This window comes from Xenorhabdus sp. PB61.4, assembly GCF_963894935.1.
In the GTDB taxonomy this organism is placed as follows: Bacteria; Pseudomonadota; Gammaproteobacteria; order Enterobacterales; family Enterobacteriaceae; genus Xenorhabdus; species Xenorhabdus stockiae.
Map to the genome: position 1 here is coordinate 40,275 of NZ_CAWQJR010000035.1, position 22,429 is coordinate 62,703.

General features: G+C 44.0%; 18 protein-coding genes. 17 read left to right on the plus strand and 1 reads right to left on the minus strand.

Features of this window, described 5'->3' with window-relative positions; genetic code table 11:
- Nucleotides 1–31: 31 nt before the first annotated feature.
- Entirely contained in the window at nucleotides 32–1,258 is a 1,227-nt protein-coding gene (locus AACX68_RS03220) for a 3-phenylpropionate MFS transporter (protein ID WP_228858369.1), read from the plus strand.
- A gap of 106 nt (nucleotides 1,259–1,364) precedes the next feature.
- On the opposite strand, the gene suhB is transcribed toward AACX68_RS03220, so the two are convergent.
- Nucleotides 1,365–2,168, minus strand: a complete 804-nt coding sequence (gene suhB / locus AACX68_RS03225) for an inositol-1-monophosphatase (RefSeq protein ID WP_228858370.1) — start codon at nucleotides 2,166–2,168, stop codon at nucleotides 1,365–1,367.
- Between the two features lie 125 nt (nucleotides 2,169–2,293).
- On the opposite strand from suhB, the gene trmJ reads away from it, so the two are divergent.
- The 16 genes from trmJ (at nucleotide 2,294) to AACX68_RS20050 (ending at nucleotide 22,245) form a co-directional block, all read left to right on the plus strand.
- On the plus strand, nucleotides 2,294–3,055 hold the full coding sequence (gene trmJ / locus AACX68_RS03230; RefSeq protein ID WP_228858371.1) for a tRNA (cytosine(32)/uridine(32)-2'-O)-methyltransferase TrmJ: 762 nt from the start codon (nucleotides 2,294–2,296) through the stop codon (nucleotides 3,053–3,055).
- Nucleotides 3,056–3,194: 139 nt separating this feature from the next.
- Nucleotides 3,195–3,689: a Fe-S cluster assembly transcriptional regulator IscR gene (gene iscR / locus AACX68_RS03235; RefSeq protein ID WP_099121872.1), complete on the plus strand. Its 495-nt coding sequence runs from the start codon at nucleotides 3,195–3,197 to the stop codon at nucleotides 3,687–3,689.
- A 60-nt stretch (nucleotides 3,690–3,749) separates the two neighbouring features.
- A complete protein-coding gene (locus tag AACX68_RS03240) occupies nucleotides 3,750–4,964 on the plus strand; it encodes an IscS subfamily cysteine desulfurase (protein WP_099110599.1) in 1,215 nt (404 codons plus the stop codon).
- Nucleotides 4,965–4,988: 24 nt separating this feature from the next.
- Nucleotides 4,989–5,375 carry a Fe-S cluster assembly scaffold IscU gene (gene iscU, locus AACX68_RS03245; protein ID WP_099110598.1) on the plus strand — a complete coding sequence of 129 codons (387 nt, stop codon included), beginning with the start codon at nucleotides 4,989–4,991 and terminating at the stop codon, nucleotides 5,373–5,375.
- Nucleotides 5,376–5,635: 260 nt separating this feature from the next.
- Complete coding sequence (gene iscA, locus AACX68_RS03250) at nucleotides 5,636–5,959, plus strand: iron-sulfur cluster assembly protein IscA (protein WP_099110596.1); 324 nt, start codon at nucleotides 5,636–5,638, stop codon at nucleotides 5,957–5,959.
- Between the two features lie 31 nt (nucleotides 5,960–5,990).
- Nucleotides 5,991–6,512 carry a co-chaperone HscB gene (hscB, locus tag AACX68_RS03255; RefSeq protein WP_228858372.1) on the plus strand — a complete coding sequence of 174 codons (522 nt, stop codon included), beginning with the start codon at nucleotides 5,991–5,993 and terminating at the stop codon, nucleotides 6,510–6,512.
- A gap of 127 nt (nucleotides 6,513–6,639) precedes the next feature.
- Nucleotides 6,640–8,487 carry a Fe-S protein assembly chaperone HscA gene (gene hscA / locus AACX68_RS03260; protein ID WP_228858373.1) on the plus strand — a complete coding sequence of 616 codons (1,848 nt, stop codon included), beginning with the start codon at nucleotides 6,640–6,642 and terminating at the stop codon, nucleotides 8,485–8,487.
- A gap of 2 nt (nucleotides 8,488–8,489) precedes the next feature.
- Complete coding sequence (gene fdx, locus AACX68_RS03265) at nucleotides 8,490–8,825, plus strand: ISC system 2Fe-2S type ferredoxin (RefSeq protein WP_099110592.1); 336 nt, start codon at nucleotides 8,490–8,492, stop codon at nucleotides 8,823–8,825.
- Nucleotides 8,826–8,979: 154 nt separating this feature from the next.
- Nucleotides 8,980–9,174 (plus strand): Fe-S cluster assembly protein IscX, encoded by a 195-nt coding sequence (gene iscX, locus AACX68_RS03270; RefSeq protein WP_099125477.1) that lies wholly within the window; start codon nucleotides 8,980–8,982, stop codon nucleotides 9,172–9,174.
- Between the two features lie 186 nt (nucleotides 9,175–9,360).
- Nucleotides 9,361–10,686 (plus strand): aminopeptidase PepB, encoded by a 1,326-nt coding sequence (pepB, locus tag AACX68_RS03275; RefSeq protein ID WP_228858374.1) that lies wholly within the window; start codon nucleotides 9,361–9,363, stop codon nucleotides 10,684–10,686.
- 21 nt (nucleotides 10,687–10,707) lie between these two features.
- Nucleotides 10,708–11,148 (plus strand): GNAT family N-acetyltransferase, encoded by a 441-nt coding sequence (locus tag AACX68_RS03280; RefSeq protein WP_228858375.1) that lies wholly within the window; start codon nucleotides 10,708–10,710, stop codon nucleotides 11,146–11,148.
- A gap of 253 nt (nucleotides 11,149–11,401) precedes the next feature.
- Complete coding sequence (locus AACX68_RS03285) at nucleotides 11,402–11,830, plus strand: enhanced serine sensitivity protein SseB C-terminal domain-containing protein (RefSeq protein WP_099121867.1); 429 nt, start codon at nucleotides 11,402–11,404, stop codon at nucleotides 11,828–11,830.
- 191 nt (nucleotides 11,831–12,021) lie between these two features.
- Entirely contained in the window at nucleotides 12,022–17,082 is a 5,061-nt protein-coding gene (locus tag AACX68_RS03290) for an alpha-2-macroglobulin family protein (RefSeq protein WP_228858376.1), read from the plus strand.
- A 428-nt stretch (nucleotides 17,083–17,510) separates the two neighbouring features.
- Nucleotides 17,511–21,530, plus strand: coding sequence for an inverse autotransporter beta domain-containing protein (locus AACX68_RS03295; protein ID WP_228858377.1), 4,020 nt, complete (start codon nucleotides 17,511–17,513; stop codon nucleotides 21,528–21,530).
- 284 nt (nucleotides 21,531–21,814) lie between these two features.
- A complete protein-coding gene (locus AACX68_RS20045) occupies nucleotides 21,815–22,066 on the plus strand; it encodes a hypothetical protein (RefSeq protein WP_445286291.1) in 252 nt (83 codons plus the stop codon).
- Nucleotides 22,000–22,245 (plus strand): IS1 family transposase, encoded by a 246-nt coding sequence (locus AACX68_RS20050; protein ID WP_445286292.1) that lies wholly within the window; start codon nucleotides 22,000–22,002, stop codon nucleotides 22,243–22,245. The genes AACX68_RS20045 and AACX68_RS20050 overlap by 67 nt, the downstream gene beginning before the upstream one ends.
- Nucleotides 22,246–22,429: the final 184 nt, after the last annotated feature.

Here is a 22,429-nt window from a genome sequence, read left to right on the forward strand (position 1 = left end):
TAAACTTTTGCATTAAACACGGGGGCAAAGGATGGTTGTTCCATCAACATTTTGGCTGGGATTAGGCTACTTCACCTATTTCTTTTCTTTTGGGATCTTTTTACCATTCTGGTCAGTCTGGTTGCAGGGAGAAGGCATTACTCCTTCCATGATCGGCATAATATTAGGCATTGGTTTGGTTTCCCGCTTTGTTGGCAGTCTCATTATTTCTCCTACCGTTAAAGATCCTGCCAAATTAATTACAGCGTTAAGATTATTATCTTTCCTGGCTTTGATCTTTGCGGTCAGTTTTTCTTTTGGCAGCCACTGGGCATGGATTTGCCTTGTAATGATAGGTTTTAACCTGTTTTTTTCGCCGTTAGTACCTTTATCAGATGCTTTAGCGGGTACATGGCAAAAGCAGTTTACTTTTGATTATGGCAAAGTGCGTGTGTGGGGGTCGATTGCCTTTATTATCAGTTCTTCTTTAACCGGGATATTACTCTCTTCCTCCGGTATTGAGTTTGGATCAAGTGTCAGTATTTCCTTTGATAAACTCAATGACTGGATTGGTGGCAATTTATTCGGTCATCACCAGATTATCCTTGCTTCTCTGATTATCAGTGTTGCCATTATGCTGTCAGGGATGATGCTGAAACCGTCTATTATGCCGGCGGGTAAAATCAAGGTAGAAAATGCCAATACAGTATCATTCAGAAAGTTATTATCCGAAAAATCAGTGTGGCAGTTTTTATTATGTGTCACGCTATTACAGGCAGCTCATGCTGGTTATTACAGCTTTGGTTCCATTTATTGGGAAAAAGCCGGTTATTCTTCATCCACTATCGGCTATCTCTGGTCACTGGGTGTAGTAGCAGAAGTTGTGATTTTCACCTTCAGCAAACAGTTATTCCGTCGCTGGAGTGCTCGCAGCCTTCTGCTACTTTCCGCTATTTGTGGGGTGATCCGCTGGGGATTAATGGGAGCATTCACGGAACTACCTGTGCTGATTATTATTCAAATCCTGCATTGTGGGACTTTCACTGTTTGCCATTTAGCGGCTATGCGTTTTATCGGTGCCAGAAAAGAAAATGAAGTTATTCGCCTACAGTCAGTCTACTCTGCGTTAGCAATGGGTGGCGGTATCGCTGTCATGAGTGCAGTAGGCGGTTTCCTGTATGAACATATGGGAGGCGGAATTTACTGGGTAATGGCGCTGGTCGCATTACCTGCGATTTTCTTACGGCCTAAAGCTGAAGGTCAAATTCATTCGGTGTGAAATTAAATTATAAATAAGAAACAATAAATTAATAAGAACTCAGTAAAAAGGGCACCTATCGTTTTGGTGCCCTGTAAATAACATTGCTCAGATAATTATTTTTAAATTAACGTTTCAGTGCTTCAGTCAATTCTTCACGCATTTCAGACAGCATATCTTTAACAATACGTGGGCTGCCTGCAACGATATTACCGGAACTGATGTAGTTGTGACCACCAACGAAGTCAGTCACGATACAGCCGGATTCACGTACCAGCAGTTCACCACCCATGAAATCCCATGGTTTCAGGCCGATTTCGAAATAACCATCAACACGGCCGGCTGCAACATAAGCCATATCCAGTGCTGCGGAACCGGTGCGACGAAAATCTGCACAGCGTTCAAATAATTTACCCAGTACGTTCATGTAAGGGATAGCGTGTTGTTTAGCTTTGAATGGGAAACCGGTAGCAATGATAGTGCCATCCAGATCACGGGCGTTAGCACCACGCAGACGATAGCCATTCAGCTGTGCACCCTGACCGCGGGTAGCAGTGAACAATTCATTACGCATTGGATCGTAAACCACAGCAACTTCGGTGCGGCCTTTGATGCGCACAGCAATAGAAACAGCGAAGTGAGGGAGACGTTTGATAAAGTTGGTCGTGCCATCCAGTGGATCGATTACCCATTGGATATCGCTATCTTCACCTAAGTGTTCACCGGTTTCTTCAGTGATAATAGTGTGCTTAGGGTAAGACTTGCGGATAATGTCAATGATCATGCTTTCTGCTTCACGATCAACATTAGTGACAAAATCATTACTGCCTTTTTGGCTTGCTTCAACAGCATCAGGAGTTTCATAGCTTTTGGCAATGTGGTTGCCGGCCTTACGAGCAGCGCGTATAGCGATATTTAGCATCGGATGCATGGGGTATCTTCCACCAGAATTTTAAAGAACGGGAAACAAATCGGCGCGCAGTATAGCAGTAGTTCGTCAAAATGACTAATGCTGTGTTAAGATATTCGGCTCTTATACTGAAATTAAAAGCCGTCATGTTAGAGAACATCCGCATTATCCTGGTAGAAACTTCCCACACGGGCAACATGGGTTCAACTGCCAGAGCTATGAAAACCATGGGGTTAACCAATTTGTATCTGGTCAATCCGCTTGTTTTGCCTGATTCTCATGCAATCGCACTTTCCGCAGGCGCCAGTGATGTCATTGGTAATGCAACGATTGTGGATTCGCTGGATGAAGCACTGTCCGGGTGTGAATTGGTTATCGGGACCAGTGCCCGTTCCCGTACACTTTCCTGGCCAATGGTTGAACCGAGGGAGTGTGGTGAACGCTGTGTCAGAGCTGTTCAGAACTCACCGGTAGCTATCGTGTTCGGTCGTGAACGTGTGGGGCTGACTAACGAAGAACTCCAGAAGTGTCACTACCATCTTTATATTCCGACTAATCCTGAATATGGTTCGCTGAATCTGGCTATGGCTGTTCAGTTGGTCAGTTATGAAATCCGAATGGCACACCTTGCTCTTACTGCTCAGGAAAAACAGGAAAAAGCGGATGCGACAGAGCATGAAGCGGAATACCCGCCTGTTGAAGATATGGAGCGTTTTTACCAGCACCTTGAGCAGGTATTAAGTCATTCCGGCTTTATTCGCAAAGCGCACCCTGGGCAGATAATGAACAGATTAAGGCGTCTTTATACCCGTGCCCGTCCGGAAACTCAGGAATTGAATATCCTGCGTGGTATTCTGACTTCTATGGAAAAATGGGCTAATAAATCGTCTGAATCTGGTCGGGAATAGGATCAGAAATGCGGCTTGTGAGCGGTAACAGGATGAAAGACAACTAAATAATAGTTGAGTAAATTACTAGGTTAAATAGTTGACTAAAACGCTCAGGAATGCCACAATTTGACCCATATTTCACCATGGAGTTTTTGTTATGAGACTGACATCAAAAGGACGTTATGCGGTAACTGCCATGTTAGATGTGGCATTGCATTCACAAGAAGGGCCGGTGCCACTAGCTGACATATCTGAACGTCAGGGAATTTCCCTTTCCTATCTTGAGCAGTTGTTTTCTCGCCTACGTAAGAATGGTCTGGTTTCTAGCGTCCGTGGTCCTGGTGGCGGTTATCTGCTGGGCAGAGATGCCGGTAAGATTTTCGTTGCCGAAGTAATTTCTGCTGTTGATGAATCCGTAGATGCAACTCGCTGTCAGGGCAGGGAAGGCTGTCAGGGCGGTGATCGCTGTCTGACCCATACATTATGGCGTGATCTTAGCGAGCGCATTACGAGCTTCCTGAACAGCATCAGTTTAGAAGAATTAGTGAACAACCAAGAAGTTTTAGACGTTGCTGATCGTCAAGACAGCGATAAGCGCCGTACAGCTAATGGCCGGGTTCAAGAAATGATTAACGTTAACCTGCGTGCTTAAATTAGTAGTAAATAAGCGGCAAACAAATGTATTAAAAGTGTCTTACGGAGCATGTGAGCAATGAAATTACCCATTTATTTGGACTATTCAGCAACAACGCCGGTTGACCCTCGTGTTGCTGAAAAGATGATGAATTATCTGACTATGGACGGGGTTTTCGGTAACCCTGCTTCCCGGTCACACCGTTTTGGCTGGCAGGCTGAAGAAGCGGTTGATATTGCGCGTAACCAGATTGCTGATCTTATCGGTGCCGACCCGCGTGAAATCGTCTTTACTTCAGGTGCAACAGAGTCAGATAACCTCGGTATTAAAGGTGCAGCGAAATTCTATCAGAAAAAAGGCAAGCACATTATTACCAGTAAAACTGAACATAAAGCTGTTTTGGATACTTGTCGTCAGTTGGAGCGTGAAGGTTTTGAAGTGACTTACCTTTCACCAATGAGCAACGGCATGATTGACCTGAAAGAGCTGGAAGCCACAATGCGTGACGATACGATTCTGGTTTCTATCATGCACGTCAACAACGAAATTGGTATTGTTCAGGACATCGTGACTATCGGTGATATGTGCCGCAGTCGTGGCATCATTTTCCACGTTGATGCGACTCAGAGTGTCGGAAAACTGCCTATTGACCTTAGCAAACTGAAGGTTGATCTGATGTCTTTCTCGGCGCATAAAATTTATGGCCCGATGGGTATCGGCGGTCTGTATGTTCGTCGCAAACCTCGTATCCGTATTGAAGCACAGCAGCACGGCGGTGGTCATGAACGTGGTATGCGTTCCGGTACACTGCCTGTTCACCAGATCGTCGGCATGGGCGAAGCCTACCGCATTGCAAAAGAAGAACTGCAAGCCGAGTCAGAACGTCTGCGTGGTTTACGTCTGCGTTTATGGAACGGTATCAAAGATATTGAAGAAGTTTACCTGAACGGTGATTTGGAACTGGGTGCACCACACATTCTGAATGTCAGCTTCAATTATGTTGAAGGTGAATCATTGATGATGTCACTGAAAGACTTAGCGGTTTCTTCCGGTTCAGCATGTACTTCTGCGAGCCTGGAGCCTTCCTATGTTCTGCGCGCACTGGGCATGAATGATGAGCTGGCACACAGTTCTATTCGTTTCTCTTTGGGGCGTTTTACCACAGAAGAAGAAATAGACTATGCAATCAAGTTGATTCATAACGCGATTGGTCATCTGCGTGATCTTTCTCCATTGTGGGAAATGTTCAAGCAGGGAGTGGATCTCAGCACCATCGAATGGTCTCATCATTAATCAGACAGTTTCAGGAGTAACGACATGGCTTACAGCGAAAAAGTAATTGATCACTACGAGAATCCACGCAATGTAGGGTCATTTGATAGTGAAGATCCTTCAGTGGGTAGTGGAATGGTAGGTGCGCCGGCTTGTGGTGACGTCATGAGACTGCAAATTAAAGTCAGCGATGACGGTATTATCGAAGACGCACGTTTTAAAACTTATGGCTGCGGCTCCGCGATTGCATCCAGTTCTCTGGTAACAGAGTGGATGAAAGGAAAATCACTGGATCAGGCAGAAGCAATCAAAAACACTGAGATTGCCGATGAACTGGAGCTGCCACCAGTGAAAATTCACTGTTCTATTCTGGCAGAAGATGCAATTAAAGCTGCGATTGCAGATTATAAGAGCAAGCGTCAGGCCAAATAATTCTTCTAAATATACCCTATGGATTTCGAGTTGTATCGAGGCGGCAAGAGAATGAATCCCTAGGAGCATAGATAACTATGTGACTGGGGTGAATGAGCGTAGCCAACAAAGAGACAACTTGAAATACGACGGGTAAATATAATTCTGGTGGATATTGTTTTGATATCCACCTTTACTGATTTTGAAGATGGCAGCTTTGAAGGTGATAGCTTCAAAGATAATAGTATTCAAAATTAATAGTTTTAAAAGTGAGGTGTTGTATGTCAATTTCCCTGACAGAAAGTGCAGCCCAGCGTGTTTTGGCTTTCCTTGATAATCGTGGAAAAGGTGTTGGTCTGCGTCTGGGAGTGAGAACTTCCGGCTGTTCTGGTATGGCATATGTACTTGAATTTGCTGATACAGTTAATGATGAAGATCAGATTTTTGAAGATAAGGGTGTGAAAGTTATCGTTGACGGTAAAAGCATTGTTTACCTTGATGGAACTGAGTTGGATTTTGTCAAAGAAGGCCTGAATGAAGGCTTTAAATTCAACAACCCCAATGTTTCCGGCGAATGCGGCTGTGGGGAAAGTTTTAACGTTTAACCCCCGTATTTTGCGAAACCAAGAGTAACTTATGGACTACTTTACTTTATTCGGGTTGCCTGCGCGTTATGCAATCGATCGCCAACAATTGGCGACCCGCTATCAGGAGTTACAGCGTCAGTTTCATCCTGATCGTTTTGCCAACCAGCCAGAGCGTGAAAAAACGCTGGCACTTCAACAGGCTGCAACCATTAATGATGGTTACCAGACTCTGAAACACCCCCTGAAACGTGCAGAATATATGCTATCTCAGCAAGGGTTTAACTTATCCAGTGAACAGCACACGATGCAGGATACGGCTTTCCTGATGCAACAGTTAGAGTTGCGTGAAGAGCTTGATACTATTGAGCATAGTGCCGAGCCGGATGCCGCATTGGCTGGTTTTTCATCTCGCCTGAATAAAATGATTAAAACTCGTAGTGAGCAGATGGAACAGCAGCTGGATGCAGAACAGTGGTCAATTGCAGCCGATACTGTCCGTAAGTTACGCTTTCTGGATAAATTGCAACAGCAGGTCGAACAGCTGGAAGAACGGCTGTTGGATGATTTTTAGCTGAATCGCGTTTTAGTGAACAATGCGGGGCTGATTTAGTATACCCGAGAAATTTCAAGTTATATCGAGGCCAATAACAAAGAGGCAGCTTGAAAGACGGGTATAATTGGTTTTTATAGGGGCACACATGGCTTTATTACAAATCAGTGAACCTGGTTTATCTGCCGCACCACACCAGCGTCGTCTGGCTGCGGGGATTGATCTTGGTACAACACACTCCCTGGTTGCGACAGTCCGTAGTGGTCAGGCTGAGACCTTAGCAGATAGTGAAAACCGTCACTTGCTTCCTTCAGTTGTACAATACTGCAAAGATGAAATTCAGATCGGCTGGCAGGCCCGTCAACAGGCGGCTTTTGATCCTGTTAATACGATAAGCTCTGTCAAACGTATGATGGGGCGCTCTCTGGCTGATATTCAGCAGCGTTACCCGAATCTTCCTTATCAATTTCAGGCCAGTGAAAATGGGTTGCCGTTAATTAATACAGCGGCAGGTTTGGTTGATCCTATTCAGGTTTCTTCTGACATATTGAAATCGTTGGCTCAACGGGCAGAAGAAACACTGGATGGTAAACTTGATGGTGTTGTTATCACCGTTCCCGCTTATTTTGATGACGCTCAGCGTCAGGGCACGAAAGATGCGGCTCGTTTAGCGGATTTGCATGTCCTTCGCCTCCTGAATGAACCCACTGCGGCTGCAATTGCCTACGGGCTTGATTCGGGTCAGGAAGGTGTGATTGCTGTTTATGATCTGGGCGGCGGAACATTTGATGTTTCTATCCTTCGCTTGAGCCGTGGTGTTTTTGAAGTATTGGCAACGGGCGGTGATACTGCACTGGGTGGTGATGACTTTGACCATCTGCTGGCAGACTGGATCCGTGAGCAGGCCGGGATTACCGATACTGACCACGGGTTACAGCGTCAGTTACTGGATGTTGCGACACAAACTAAAATTGCGTTGAGTGATGCAGATTCAGTCTCAATTAATTTTGCTGACTGGCAGGGCAATATTACCCGCATCGAATTCAATGAATTAATTACGACACTGGTTAAACGTACTTTATTGTCTTGTCGCCGGGCCCTGAAAGATGCTGAAGTAACTGCTGACGAAGTCTTGCAGGTCGTGATGGTGGGAGGCTCAACAAGAGTTCCGCTGGTGCGCAGCATGGTAGGCGAATTTTTTGATCGTGAACCGCTGACCTCTATCGATCCGGACAAAGTTGTTGCGGTTGGTGCGGCAATACAGGCGGATATTCTGGCAGGTAACAAGCCAGACAGTGAAATGTTGTTGCTGGATGTTATTCCGCTGTCACTGGGTCTTGAAACGATGGGCGGGCTGGTTGAAAAGGTTATTCCGCGCAATACCACTATTCCTGTCGCAAGAGCTCAGGAATTTACGACCTTCAAAGACGGGCAGGGTGCAATGAGCATCCACGTTGTTCAGGGTGAACGCGAACTGGTGGCAGATTGTCGTTCTCTGGCTCGTTTCACGCTGCGGGGAATTCCTCCGTTGCCGGCAGGTGGTGCGCATATCCGCGTGACTTTCCAGGTTGATGCTGATGGCTTACTGAGTGTCAGTGCACTGGAGAAATCGACGGGTGTTGAAGCTTCTATTCAGGTGAAACCTTCTTACGGACTGTCTGATGAAGAAATCGCCCGAATGATCAAAGATTCAATGAGTAATGCGCAGGAAGATATTCAGGCGCGTAAATTGGCTGAGCAAAAAGTAGAAGCAGCCCGCGTGCTGGAAAGCTTAACCGGTGCGCTGGAAAAAGACGCTGATTTACTCAGTCAGGAAGAACATGCTGCAATTGATGCTGCCGTACAAGTATTAATTGAAAGTGCTCAGGGAACGTCTCCTGAAGCGATTGAAAGTGCAATTAAACAATTGGACAAGCAAACGCAGGAATTTGCTGCGCGTCGCATGGACACATCAATCCGTCGGGCTTTGGCGGGCCATTCTGTGGATGAAATTTAATTATGCCTAAAATTGTATTTTTACCTCATAACGAACTTTGCCCTGAAGGTGCAGTATTGGACGCTAAAGAAGGCGAATCAATTCTGGATGTTGCACTGCGAAACGGTATTGAAATTGAGCATGCCTGTGAAAAATCCTGCGCATGTACTACTTGTCACTGTATCGTCAGAGAAGGGTTTGACTCATTGGAAGAAAGTGAGGAACTGGAAGATGACATGCTGGATAAAGCGTGGGGACTGGAGCCGGAAAGTCGCCTGAGCTGTCAGGCTAAAGTTGCTGATGAGGATTTGGTTGTTGAAATTCCTAAATACACGATCAACCACGCGCGTGAGCACTGAGTTTAAAATAAAGTTATACACAATGGATTTCAAGATGCATCGCGGCGGCAAGGGAGTAAATCCCCAGGAGCATAGATAACTATGTGACTGGGGTGAGCGAGCGCAGCCAACAAAGAGGCAACTTGAAAGACGAAGTGTATAAGGAGAACAAAAAATGAAATGGTCTGACAGCCGTGAAATTGGCGAAGCACTTTATGATAAGTTCCCGGATTTAGATCCTAAGACAGTGCGTTTCACCGACATGCATCAATGGATTTGCGAACTGGATGGTTTTGATGATAATCCGGAAAAATCCAACGAAAAAGTATTAGAAGCCATTTTATTGGTTTGGTTGGATGAGTTTGAATAACAGCGCTCAATCTTAGAAGTCATGTTACGCAAACAAATAATGCGAAAAACAGTACTAACTCACCAATTTTTGTCCAATGACTTGGCATAGTCTGTATTTAATGAAAAACTGGCATCCGCCAGTTTTTTTACATTTATTACTCTAATAATGATCCTAATACAGTAAAAATAAGAAGAGAGAAAGATAATGACTAAAAACGCTATACCTGCGCAAATCATGCCGATAACTCTGTCTTATGAGCCAGCTAAAGCATGCTGGGGTGAAAAAGCGCTAATTAGCTCAAATGATCAGGGAATGATGATCCATATGTCAGGCGAGAACTCTGACATAAACAGTAAACTGGCGTTGATTCAGCGTGCCGGACGTAAAATTAATGGGCAAGGTATCTATAATGTTGCTTTGGCCGGTGAAGGCTGGGATCTGGAAAAAAGCTGGGCATTCTGGCTCGGTTTCCGGGCACCAAAAGGGCTGCGCACTATTGAATGGCCGCAACTGAATGCCGAAGAAAAGCAGGAACTGGAACATCGAATTAAATTCATTGACTGGGTGCGTGATACCGTCAACCTGCCTGCCGAAGAATTAGGGCCAGAGCAGCTTGCTCAGCGTGTTATCGATTTAATTAACAATGTAGCGCCAGACGCTATCAGTTATCGCATCATAAAAGGTGATGCGTTGTATGAGCAGGGCTATGTTGGTGTCCACACTGTCGGTCGTGGTTCTTCCCGTGTTCCTGTTTTTCTGGAGCTGGATTTCAATCCAACAACAAACAAAAATGAACCCGTATTTGCCTGCTTAGTCGGAAAAGGTATTACTTTCGATTCAGGCGGATATAGCCTGAAACCATCTAATTCGATGAGCGCCATGAAATCTGATATGGGTGGTTCAGCAACTCTGTCAGGTGCGCTGGCACTGGCAATCAGCCGTGGCCTGAAACAGCGTGTAAAACTGTTCCTGTGCATTGCTGATAATATGGTCAGCGGAAATGCATTCAAACTGGGTGATATTATTCGTTACCGTAACGGTAAAACCGTTGAAGTCATGAATACTGATGCAGAAGGCCGTCTGGTACTGGCTGACGGTTTGATTGATGCCAGTGCAGAAAATGCTTCTTTGATTATTGATGCAGCGACATTGACTGGGGCTGCAAAAATGGCAGTGGGTAACGATTACCACTCTGTTTTCAGTTTTGATGATCAACTAGCGGCGGATTTATTGGTTGCAGCGGATACAGAGCATGAACAATTCTGGCGTCTGCCATTGGCTGAATTCCACCGCAATCAGCTGCCATCCAACTTTGCTGATTTGAATAACATTGCTGCACCTTCTCACACAGCTGGCGCAAGTACTGCCGCTGCTTTCCTGTCTCATTTTGTTGAAAATTACAAAAAAGGCTGGGTACATATCGATTGTTCAGCAACTTATCGCTCATCTGCGGTTGAACAATGGTCGGCAGGTGCAACAGGTTGTGGTGTTCGTACCATCGCCAACTTACTGCTGACAAAAGCAAAATAAGTACATGGGAAGGAAAATGTAATGAATCAGGACATTGTGCTACCCGACTTTGACATCACGGATTCTGACGAAGATGATCCACATGCGCGTGAACGGGTCAGTGAATTACTCGATCAATGGAATATCAGGCAGACGGGCGAGCAGGGTAACCAGCCTCTGGATATTTATATCCGGGATAGCGATGGTGAAGTGATTGGCGGTTTAGTCGGACGAACGTCACTTGGCATGCTTTTCATCAACTATCTTTACCTCCCTGATGAACTCAGAAGTCAGAGACTGGGCAGTGTGTTACTCAGAAAAGCTGAGGAAAAAGCCCGCCAGCGTGGTTGTCATGCTGTGACGTTGTACACGATGTCCATTCAGGCACCTGAGTTTTACCTCAAACACGGATACACGGTTTTCGGTGAAGTTGCCTGTAAACCGGCAGGAAACGCCAGAATATTTATGTATAAGCTGTTGTGATATCTGAATACTTCTGATTTCCTGTTTTCTGGCCTCCTCATATGGGGAGGCTATGATTTAGCGCTTTTAATTAGGTATATACACAATAGATTTCAAGATGCGTCGCGGCGGCAAGGGAACTCATCCCCGGGAGCATAGATAACTATGTGACTGGGGTGAGTGAGCGTAGCCAACAAAGAGGCAACTTGAAAGATGAAGTGTATAACTCTGCTTTTAACATCTGTATCAACATATATACTGTTCGGAGATTTTCATGAGCTTGTCAAACGAAGCCGTTGCCACTGAAATTGAGGTTCCGAGTGGAAGTCGTATTACTCTCAGCCAACTAGAAGAACAACCAGTCCAGCTTATTGAAGCCCTGATTAATTTATTTAAGCAGCATAAACCCGTACGCCGTGCTTTTCTGGTGATGGCACACGATAAAGAGCAGGACGAAAACCCTAATCTGTTAATTGGTCTGGAGCTGAGTGGGATACAGGCAGACAGTGACATTAATATACTGATCCAGACTGCTGGAGAGGTAGCTTGTGAGCACCTGAATGAAGATGAATCAGTGGATTTTTGCCTGCTTGATGAAAAAGATGGCGGGATAAGCCACTACCTGATTCAACATACTCAGCCTTTCTACCAGCGGAAACTGGGCAGTTGGCTGAGGGAGACTATTCCTGTACTCAATCAATAAATATTACTTAATACAGGGATATACACTTCGTCTTTCAAGTTGCCTCTTTGTTGGCTACGCTCACTCACCCCAGTCACATAGTTATCTATGCTCCCGGGGATGAGTTCCCTTGCCGCCGCGACGCATCTTGAAATCCATTGTGTATAGTGTAATGAATGAGTGCCAGCCGATGAATAATAAGGATTATGGTTATGTGTCAACATCAACTGAGGCAATGGGCAACAAGGAAAAAACGCACAATCACGTCAATGGTTGTTACTTTGTTTGCATTCTTTGCGCTAGGTATTTTATCTGGATGCGATCAATCGCAGGATAATGAAAAGAATATAAAACCGGAAACATCAGCAATTCCGGCCCCTTCAGAAATAACCGATACCGCCAGTCGCAGTTCTCACACCCCAGCAACACAATCTCCAGCAGCCCAATCCCTGCCACGCCAATCACTGGAAGAGCAATATGCGGGTAAAGATGTCACTATTTTAGATGCTTCAGAAGTACAGCTGGATGGGGCCAGTGCAATGGTCGTGACATTCTCTGTTCCTCTGAACCCTAATCAAAATTTTGCTCAGCGAGTTCATTTGGTTGATGTGAAATCCGGCAAATTAGATGGTGCATGGGAGTTATCAGATAACCAAATGGAGCTAAGACTCCGCCATTTGCCGCCAAAGCGCCAATTAATATTAACTGTTGATGACGGTTTACAGGGTATCAACGGGCGCAGTCTGTTCAATGTCTATGAAAAAAAATTCCAGACTGCCTCAATTCAACCTGCTGTCGGTTTTGCCAGTAAAGGCGTGCTTTTACCCAGTAAGCTAGCAGAAGGCTTACCTGTTCTGGCACTGAATGTTGATCGGGTCGATGTTAATTTTTTCCGTATCAAAGAAGCTTCATTACCCATGTTTATCGCTCACGGGCGATACCTCAGAGGTATAACTTCCTGGGATTCTGAGCGATTACTGGAAAATGCAGATTTGGTCTATACCGGTCGTTTTGACTTGAACCCGACACCGAATACCCGTGAAAAACTGTTATTGCCATTACAGGATATTAAAGAGTTGCAAAAGAGTGGTGCCTATCTGGCCGTTATGCAGCAGGCCGGAAAATATGCTTACACTAACCCAGCAATTCTGTTTACGCGGAGTGATATTGGCGTCTCAATGCATAGCTATCTGAATCAGATAGATGTTTTTACCCAATCACTGGAGCAGGGTTCCGGCCTGAAAGGTGTTGAGGTTCGTGTACTGGATATCAATGGGCAACTTCTGGCAAAAAACACGACAGACAGTAATGGCCACGCCACGCTGGAAAAAAGCCCCAAAGCGGCCTTGTTGCTGGCAACGCAGGGCGAGCAAGTCAGTATGATTGATTTGTCATCCCCCGCACTGGATCTGTCTGAGTTTGATATCGGTGGTGAGCAAGGGTATAGCAGGCAGTTTTTTGTATTCGGCCCCCGGGATCTTTATCGTCCGGGCGAAACATTGATTGTTAATGGCTTACTGCGTGATGCGGATGGTCGTTTACTGAAACCCCAGCCGGTAAAAGTGGATATATTAAAAGCCGATAATCAGGTTGCGCGCAGTTTTGTCTGGCAGCCTGAAAATGGGTTGTACCAATATCGTTATTCAATCCCACAGTCTGCTGAAACCGGGATGTGGTCACTGCGTTTGGATTTGGGAGACAACACCCCTCGTTATTACAAATTCAGCGTTGAAGACTTTATGCCCGAGCGCATGGCCTTAGAAATTAAAGGAAATACAGATAGCCAACCAATACAGAAAAATGAAAGTGTTAATTTTTCTATTACGGGTCGTTATTTGTACGGTGCTCCGGCAGCTGAAAATCGGCTACAGGGCCAGTTATTCATGCGTCCGGCCCGTGATGCAGTGGCGAAGCTATCAGGGTATGAATTTGGTTCGTCAAAAGAAGAAGAGTTAAGCAGAACGCTGGATGAGTTTGATTTAGTCCTGAATAGTGAAGGCAAAACTAACATTACTGTCGGTGAGGATAACTGGAGATATGTCTCTTCTCCGGTAAGAATCGCTGTACAGGCCAGTCTGCTTGAAGCAGGAGGACGCCCGGTAACACGCCATGCTGAACAGGCAGTCTGGCCTGCTGAAAAACTGGTTGGTATACGCCCGCTATTCAATAAAAAATCGAATTATGACTATTATGCGGATCGCTATGAATCCCGTTATAACGTTAATGAAAACTCGCTGGCGGAGTTTGAAGTTGTTTATGCGGATGCCAATGGTAAAAAATACGCCACGAATGACCTGAGAGCTCGCTTGATATACGAACGCCGTGATTATTACTGGCGCTGGTCTGACAGTGGTGGCTGGGATTCGGGGTATGACCAGAAAGATCTGATGATGGCAGATGAGCCTGTTCAAATTGTGGAAGATGGTACAGCAAAAATCAGCTTTCCGGTTAAATGGGGTTCTTATCGTATTGAAGTTGTGAATCAGAAAAATCAACTTATCACCAGTCTGAACTTTTGGGCCGGCTATTCATGGCAGGATAATACCGAGGGAACAGGAGCTGTCCGGCCGGATCAGGTCAAATTATCACTGGATAAACCTGCGTATAAACCGGGAGATAAAGTCAAACTACATATAGCTGCGCCACAGGCAGGTAAAGGATATTTATTACTGGAATCCAGTGATGGCCCGTTATGGTGGCAGGAAATTAACGTGCCAGCACAAGGTCTGGATATTGATGTACCGATTAATCAGTTATGGGCGCGTCATGATCTGTATCTAACCGCAGTTGTTGTACGACCGGGAGATAAAAGCCGTCAGGCAACATCAAAACGGGCAATCGGCGTCTTACACTTACCACTGATGGATGAAGGGCGTAAGCTGGATCTGACGCTCAGCGCGCCGGACAAAGTACGCCCGAATCAGGATCTTTCGGTCAAAATTAAGGTAACACCTCAAAAAGGCAAAGAGTTGCCAAAACAGGTTTATGTACTGCTTTCTGCTGTTGATTCTGGTGTCCTCAGTATTACTGACTTTAAAACACCGGATCCCTATGAGGCATTTTTCGGGCGCAAGCGTTATAGCGTTGACCAGTATGATGTTTACGGACATCTGATTGAAAGTGAAGGGCGCAAGGCAAACTTACGCTTTGGTGGTGATGTTGGTGAGGGTGAGCCGGAAAGAGGCGGTAAAAAACCGCTGACAGTAGTCAATATTCTGGCGGAACAGGCTAAGCCTATTAGCCTGAATGCTGATGGAGAAGGGGAGATTACGTTACCGATCCCTGACTTTAATGGTGAACTCAGGCTAATGGCGCAGGCATGGAGCGATGACGAATTCGGAAACAGTGAACGCAAAGTTACTGTAGCCGCGCCAGTGGTTGCGCAGATGTCATTACCGCGCTTTATGGCTGGTGGTGATCAATCTCAACTGGCATTAGATCTCACTAATCTCACTGAGCAACCACAAAAACTGGCACTGAATTTTGCTGCAACCGGGCTGATACAATTACAGGAATCTGCGAATAACAGCATCACGCTGGAAACAGGAAAAAGGGTAACGATTCAAATTCCGGTTAAAGCTGACTATGGATTTGGACAAGGCGAAATTTTCCTGACCGTTGATGGCCTGAAGGTATCCAACGAGGTACAGCAATACAAAAACAGTTGGAAAATTGGTGTTCGTCCGGCATTCCCTGCTATCACCAGACAGTTTGCGGATGTTATCCGTCAAGATGAAGAATGGCTGTTACCGCCGGATGCGATCACAGGTCTAGCACCGGAAACACTGGAAGGCCAACTTTTGCTGACCAGTAGGCCACCACTCCAAATCGCCCGTTATATCCGCGAATTATATGCTTATCCATATGGCTGTCTGGAACAGACAATCAGCGGGCTTTATCCGTCGCTCTACTCCAATGAAGCTGAACTGAAAAAACTGGGTATTAAGACACAAAGTGATGAAAAACGCCGTGTAGCCATTGAAGCCGGTGTTACGCATCTTCTGAGTATGCAACGTCATGATGGCAGTTTTTCTCTTTGGGATCGTAATGGTGAAGAAGAATTCTGGCTCACCGCATATGCGGCAGATTTCCTGTTCCGTGCCAATCAGCAAGGTTACAGTATTCCGGTTGATGCCCTGAAAAATGCCAATAACCGGCTACTGCGTTACTTGCAGGATAAAAACATCATCAACGATCGCTATAGCGGTTCGCACAGTGCAACACAGTTTTCTGTGCGGGCTTACGCCGGTCTGGTGTTAGCCAGCCAGCAGAAGGCGCCATTAAGTAGCTTGAGACAACTCTACGAGCAGCGGGATCAGGCTGATAGTGGATTATCTCTGGTGCAATTAGGCATAGCATTAAGAATGATGGGAGATGATAACCGTGGCAATGAAGCTATTCACTCCGGTGTATCTAAATCCCGTAAACAGGGTTATGGGCTGAATGATTATGGCAGCACCATACGTGACGACGCATTGATTGTCTCTTTGTTGACTGAAAATAACATGTTGCAGAAAGAGCGGGATGAAAAGCTGCTTGCGTTATCCAATGAACTCTCGTCCCGAAAGTACTTTTCAACACAGGAAAGTAATGCGCTTTATCTGGCCGGACGTTATTTTATTGATGCCAGTGAACAGCCCTGGAACGCCGTCATTAATCGACAAATACCACCGATTAACCGCAATACTGCGCTGAATAACGCCTTGTCTGCAAAACAGATTCTGAATGGCATTGAGATAAGTAATCGGGGGGATAACTCCCTGTATTCACGGCTGAATGTGGTGGGTTACCCTCTGAAAAAACCAGAGCCTTATTCAAACATACTGAATATTAAGCGTACCTATCTTGATTTGACGGGTAAAACTTACACACCGGATCGCCTGAACAGCGGCGAGCTGCTGATTGTAAAACTGGAAATCAGTGCGACCCAGCCTGTTTCAGATGCTCTGGTTGTCGATCTCCTGCCCGCAGGATTGGAGCTTGAAAACCAAAATCTGGCATACAGTAGTGCCAGCCTGAGTGAAAGCGCAACAGATTTACAGGATATGGTTTACAGAATGCAAAGAGCGAATATTCGTCATATGGAATACCGGGATGATCGTTTTGTTGCAGCTGTTTCTGTAGAGCCTTACCAGCCAGTAACCCTGTTATATTTAGCCCGTGCTGTTGCACCGGGGGTTTATCAAATCCCGGTTCCACAGGTTGAATCCATGTACGTACCTTACTGGCGTGCCGTCGGTGTAACAGGCGAAAAACTGGAAGTTGTCCGTTAACTGTGGTTAATACATAGGATATTTGGTAATAGCGGCCCATTTTAGTTAGAAAAAGCTTCATCTATAGTTTGGTAACTACAGACCAAAATCATGGATGAAGCTTTGACGATTATTATTATAAAATTATTGTTACTTTAATCCTTCCCGTAACTATTCCTTATAAAACATAGTTCACTAGAACAGCATTGATTAAAAATCCGTGAAATATCTGACCTTTCACATTGTTCTTTAGCTATCAGCCATAGCGAACAGCAATTTATTACTTTGTGCTCCACATAACAGCTTAGATGGGCTTTATCGAAGCTTAATAATGATAATTTGATTTTTTTGACTAGTATTGATCATGGGGAATAAGTGAATGTTATAAAAGAAATGAAAAAACAAATGAATATTATTCGTTAATGTGAAAATTTCTGGGGTATTCATACATGTCTTCATATGCAAGAAAAACTATTAGTTTCTTTGTTTTCTTCTACATATTATTAATGCCTTCTTCAGTATTTAACGCTTCAGCGGAAAATAATATAAAATCTGAGGATGTGTATACCCATTTTAAACAAACTAGTGATACTTCAGAGCTTGATACATCACCTATTATTGATAACACAGCCCGGACAGTAAGCCATATTTTATCTTCTTCCTCCTCAGAACTGGTGGATCAAGCAACATCCTATACGTTGAATAAATTTAACAGTACCGTATCTTCTGAAGTACAAAAGTGGTTATCGCAGTATGGTACTGTGGGAATTAACTTTGGGTTAAACCGTGAGTGGACGCTAAAGAATAACTCAATCGATCTCTTACTACCGATTTATGATAACAAAGAAAATTGGCTGTTTTTTTCCCAGCTGGGTTATCGTAATAAAGATAGCCGAAATACGGTTAACTTAGGTTTAGGCAGCCGATATTTTGATAAGAACTGGATGTATGGTTTAAACACTTTCTATGATTATGATGTAACAGGAAACAACCGGCGATTAGGGTTAGGGGGGGAAATTTGGGCCGATTATATTAAATTTTCTGCTAATACTTATCATCGCTTAAGTAACTGGCAAGAATCCCGAAATTTTAAGGATTATCATGAACGTCCTGCCACCGGTTATGACATTAATGGCGAGTTTTTTTTATCGGCTTATCCTAACTTAGGGATGAAGCTAACCTATGAGCAATATTTTGGTGATAATGTCACTTTATTCAACCGTGAGACAAAGCAGAAAAACCCTAGCCAAACTAAATTAGATCTGATGTATACCCCGATTCCTTTAATCACAATTGGTGCAAGTTATCGGCAAGGTGAAGGCCATACTGAAACTCAGTTTCTGACAAACTTAAATTATAAATTCGGAATTCCATTAAGTGCTCAATTATCACCTAATAATGTCGCATCTATGCGGACATTGATAGGCAGCCGCCATGATTTGGTTGAAAGAAATAATTATATTATTTTGGATCATAAAAAAAGAGAAAAAGATGAACTGTACAAGCTAGACCCAATTAGCGGATATGGCCAGCAGGAAATAACTGTTAATGCCCCTATCCGATCTTATGCGAATATTAAAGATATTAGCTGGTCTGTGCCAGATAAAGCATTTAAAGAAAATGACGGGAAACTCACGCCAGAATCAGGCAGGAGTATTATTATTACGCTTCCCAGTTATCAGGAAACGCATAAAAGCGATTACGAGCTTGATGTATTGATCACTGATAATCAGGGAAGGAAACAAACTGTTCAGACCAAGATAAAGGTTGTGCCTTTTTTAATCGATGAAAAAGTGAATATTACAAGTAATGACAAAAATGGATATACATTTAGTGATCCCATTATTACTTATCGCGGAGCACCTTCCGGAGAGTTTGTTAAAAATGCCAGCATAAATAAGGTGACTTGGATAACTGATCCGCCTTTAGGCGATGAATCTGGATTAGAATTTACATGGAAAAATGGTCCTGCCAAAACGAATGATGAGGGTAAACTGGCAGATGAAGAAGGAAATTTGATACTTAATACTTTAACTAGTAAAAAAGCACACGAAAAAGTTGTCGTTTATATACAGTTGGATGGTGCACCACGGCAGGAAATAGGGACTGTGGTGTTTAACCAATATCATGTTAATCACATCACCGTAGAGCCAGCAGGCTCACTGCTTGCCAATGATAAAGACACCTATACGTATACCGCCCATATCGTCGATCAGGGTGGGCATGCGGTTCCGGAAGGCACCACAATCGCCGGAATTAAGTGGGGCATAGATAACTCCTCACAGAAACTCACCTTTGTATTCAAAGATGGCGAAGAGAAGGCTGGGCAGGGAGGGACACTTATCGCCACGTTACGCAGTGCCGATATTATTACGGATATCGGTGTTTCGCTGAGCGTGGAAGAACAGGCAGCGCCGGCGCCAGCAGACAGGAAAGTGTCTTTTCAGGCCGATGCAGCAAAATATAGGGTCAAAGCCATCACTGTGGATCCGCCTACACACGTTCAGCTGGCCAATGATAAAGACATCTATACGTATACCGCCCATATTGTCGATCAAGATGGGCATGCAGTTCCGGAAGGTACTACGATCGCCGGAATTAAGTGGGAAATAGATAACCCCTCGAAGAAACTCACCTTTGTATTCAAAGATGGCGTAGAGAAAGCCGGGCAGGGAGGGACACTTATCGCCACGTTACGCAGTGCCGATATTATTACGGATATCGGTGTTTCGCTGAGCGTGGAAGGGCAGGCCGCGCCGGCGCCAGCAGAGCGGAAAGTGTCTTTTCAGGCCGATCCAACAAAATATACGGTCAAAGCCATCACCGTAAATCCACAGACAAACTCACAGCTTGCCAATGGTCAAGACGTCTACACGTATACCGCCCACATCGTCGATCAGGATGATCATGCGGTGCTGGCAGGCACGCAGATTGCCAATATTCGCTGGAGCTTAGACGATAAGGATAAGAACAATAAAAACCTCCACCTCAGGCATGAGGATAAGATAACAGGAAAAGATGGTATATTGACTGCCACACTGAGTAGTAGCGAAGTTGTTCAGAATGTTGGGGTGTCACTGGCTGTAGAAGAGCAGGCAACGCAGATGCCAGCAGAGCGGAAAGTGTCTTTTCAGGCCGATCCAACAAAATATACGGTCAAAGCCATCACCGTAAATCCACAGACAAACTCACAGCTTGCCAATGGTCAAGACGTCTATACGTATACCGCCCACATCGTCGATCAGGATGATCATGCGGTGCCGGCAGGCACGCAGATTGCCAATATTCGCTGGAGCTTAGACGGTAAGGATAAGAACAATAAAAATCTCCATTTCAATCATGAAGATAAGATAACGGGAAAAGATGGTACATTGATTGCCACATTGAGCAGTAGCGAGGTTGTTCAGGATGTTGAGGTGTCACTGGCTGTAGAAGGGCAGGTAACGCCAACCCCCGCAGAGCGAGTGTCTTTTAAGGCACCTTATACCTTATCGCTTACGGTTGATCGTCCGACTCCACAACCTGAAGGGCAGGTGAATAAATATACTTTCACTGCAACAGTAATGCAGAATATAAAAGGTGGGCAGCCACAAGAAAATATGTCGGTAACTTGGAACACATCATTGCCAGTACCTTTGGATCAGGAGCCTAATCTGATTACAAAAAAGCAAGATGCGACTAATAAGTATGGGCAGGCAACCTTTACCATGTATAGTAGTAATGGCGGGTTTGATGATATTACCGTGACTGCTACTGTTGATGAAAGTGTTGAGGGGTCAGTAGGTAAAAAAGTAAGTATTACTGCGAAATTTAAAGATGCAGACAAAATTCTACTTTTGCCTTATGACTGGGATGGTGATAGAAGTGATAAATTTGTCAAAGTAAAGAAACAGCCGTTACCAATTAATCTATTAAACTTTGGCTGGAACAAATTAAAGTTTCAAATTTATGTTGACAATAATGTTAGTCAAAATGCTACTCCATACTATATTCAAGGCAGTCAGAATAAAATTATTGCCCATCAAGCTTCAACGAATCAGGAGGCATATTTTGAAGTTATAGATGCCACCCATAGCAAGTTACAAACCCGATGGAACTTTCCTTCAAGCCGTTATCTTTTATATCAGACAGATGTTGCTATGAACTTTATAGCATTTGCCGATACTGGTGGCCTGAATGGTAATGGTATAGGCGCTTCTAATTACCCTGGTCGTCGAGCTCCTGCTACACACTGTACGACAGGGAATGATGTGAAAGAGACAGATATAACTCAAAATATGCGAAATCTTATGAACGCTGGAAGCATAGATTTACAACTTGCTGGATTATTAGGAAGTACTCCCCAAATGATGGGAATAAATTTTGTCGGTCTTGAAGGCACTAATACTGCCTATATACCATATACGCAGGTATACCCAATTAAATCTGTGTCTGTAGACGGTGGATTTATTATGTTATGCCGAAATTAATAATATATATACGCAATTAACTTGAAGTTTGTAGGTTTAGGCCATGTACTCAATCCGTTGACACTCATGCAAATTCACTATTTTACACCTATATAGCATGTCAGACCAGAATAAAAGAATAAGTTTGTTCTCTCCATGAACAATTTAGGTATCTGTAATACCGCATTGGGCGTTACATATCAGCATCAATGCTATCGTTCTCGTTTTAAAAACTCAACCCACGGGATGTAACTACATTACTGCTGGATAATTTGGAAATTTAGCTCATCTATGAAGTTGACAAGATGTGGTTATTTGTTGTGAATAAAAAACAGAAACTTTGGTTATGGTATGTTTGGTGGCCGTGTATGAAGCGTATTATTGCCTATATTTCTGGTGTTCGGAGTAGAAAACCCTTAATAAATTGCTCGAAAAATAATCCCTGCTTAATGTCATTTTTTGGTGTACTGGTAATGTCAATGCTTACAACATGCTACCGAAAAATAAGCACCTTATCGGGAAAATATTTACACAGTGTATTGGGCGAGAAAGCCTGACTCTCTGCATTAGAATTAAGCGATTGAACCGTAAAATACAGGTTATTCAAAGCCCCCTGAAATACACGATAAAATCATTAGTATATTCATTGCTTGTAAATACAGTATTTAACTGTAATCAACGTGCTAAATATATGTTCCACGATACAATATATTATGAGATAAATATTCTATTGTAAGGTTATGGAAACCAGTTTTAAGTTAATTCATCTTGAGTGATTAATATGACTTTACTCGTACCAAATGCCTTTCAAAGAGAAAGAAGAATATAAAATATTAATTGAAATTAATATCGCGTTATAATTAAATGAAAACAAATCCCATGTAACTAATCTATAGTAATAAAAAATAAACCTAATATAA

Bases quoted from the DNA above. Each gene is read 5' to 3' on its own strand.
- AACX68_RS03220 (WP_228858369.1), top strand. From the start codon at position 32: ATGGTTGTTCCATCAACATTTTGGCTGGGATTAGGCTACTTCACCTAT.
- suhB (WP_228858370.1), bottom strand. From the start codon at position 2,168: ATGCATCCGATGCTAAATATCGCTATACGCGCTGCTCGTAAGGCCGGC.
- trmJ (WP_228858371.1), top strand. From the start codon at position 2,294: ATGTTAGAGAACATCCGCATTATCCTGGTAGAAACTTCCCACACGGGC.
- iscR (WP_099121872.1), top strand. From the start codon at position 3,195: ATGAGACTGACATCAAAAGGACGTTATGCGGTAACTGCCATGTTAGAT.
- AACX68_RS03240 (WP_099110599.1), top strand. From the start codon at position 3,750: ATGAAATTACCCATTTATTTGGACTATTCAGCAACAACGCCGGTTGAC.
- iscU (WP_099110598.1), top strand. From the start codon at position 4,989: ATGGCTTACAGCGAAAAAGTAATTGATCACTACGAGAATCCACGCAAT.
- iscA (WP_099110596.1), top strand. From the start codon at position 5,636: ATGTCAATTTCCCTGACAGAAAGTGCAGCCCAGCGTGTTTTGGCTTTC.
- hscB (WP_228858372.1), top strand. From the start codon at position 5,991: ATGGACTACTTTACTTTATTCGGGTTGCCTGCGCGTTATGCAATCGAT.
- hscA (WP_228858373.1), top strand. From the start codon at position 6,640: ATGGCTTTATTACAAATCAGTGAACCTGGTTTATCTGCCGCACCACAC.
- fdx (WP_099110592.1), top strand. From the start codon at position 8,490: ATGCCTAAAATTGTATTTTTACCTCATAACGAACTTTGCCCTGAAGGT.
- iscX (WP_099125477.1), top strand. From the start codon at position 8,980: ATGAAATGGTCTGACAGCCGTGAAATTGGCGAAGCACTTTATGATAAG.
- pepB (WP_228858374.1), top strand. From the start codon at position 9,361: ATGACTAAAAACGCTATACCTGCGCAAATCATGCCGATAACTCTGTCT.
- AACX68_RS03280 (WP_228858375.1), top strand. From the start codon at position 10,708: ATGAATCAGGACATTGTGCTACCCGACTTTGACATCACGGATTCTGAC.
- AACX68_RS03285 (WP_099121867.1), top strand. From the start codon at position 11,402: ATGAGCTTGTCAAACGAAGCCGTTGCCACTGAAATTGAGGTTCCGAGT.
- AACX68_RS03290 (WP_228858376.1), top strand. From the start codon at position 12,022: ATGTGTCAACATCAACTGAGGCAATGGGCAACAAGGAAAAAACGCACA.
- AACX68_RS03295 (WP_228858377.1), top strand. From the start codon at position 17,511: ATGTCTTCATATGCAAGAAAAACTATTAGTTTCTTTGTTTTCTTCTAC.
- AACX68_RS20045 (WP_445286291.1), top strand. From the start codon at position 21,815: ATGTGGTTATTTGTTGTGAATAAAAAACAGAAACTTTGGTTATGGTAT.
- AACX68_RS20050 (WP_445286292.1), top strand. From the start codon at position 22,000: ATGCTACCGAAAAATAAGCACCTTATCGGGAAAATATTTACACAGTGT.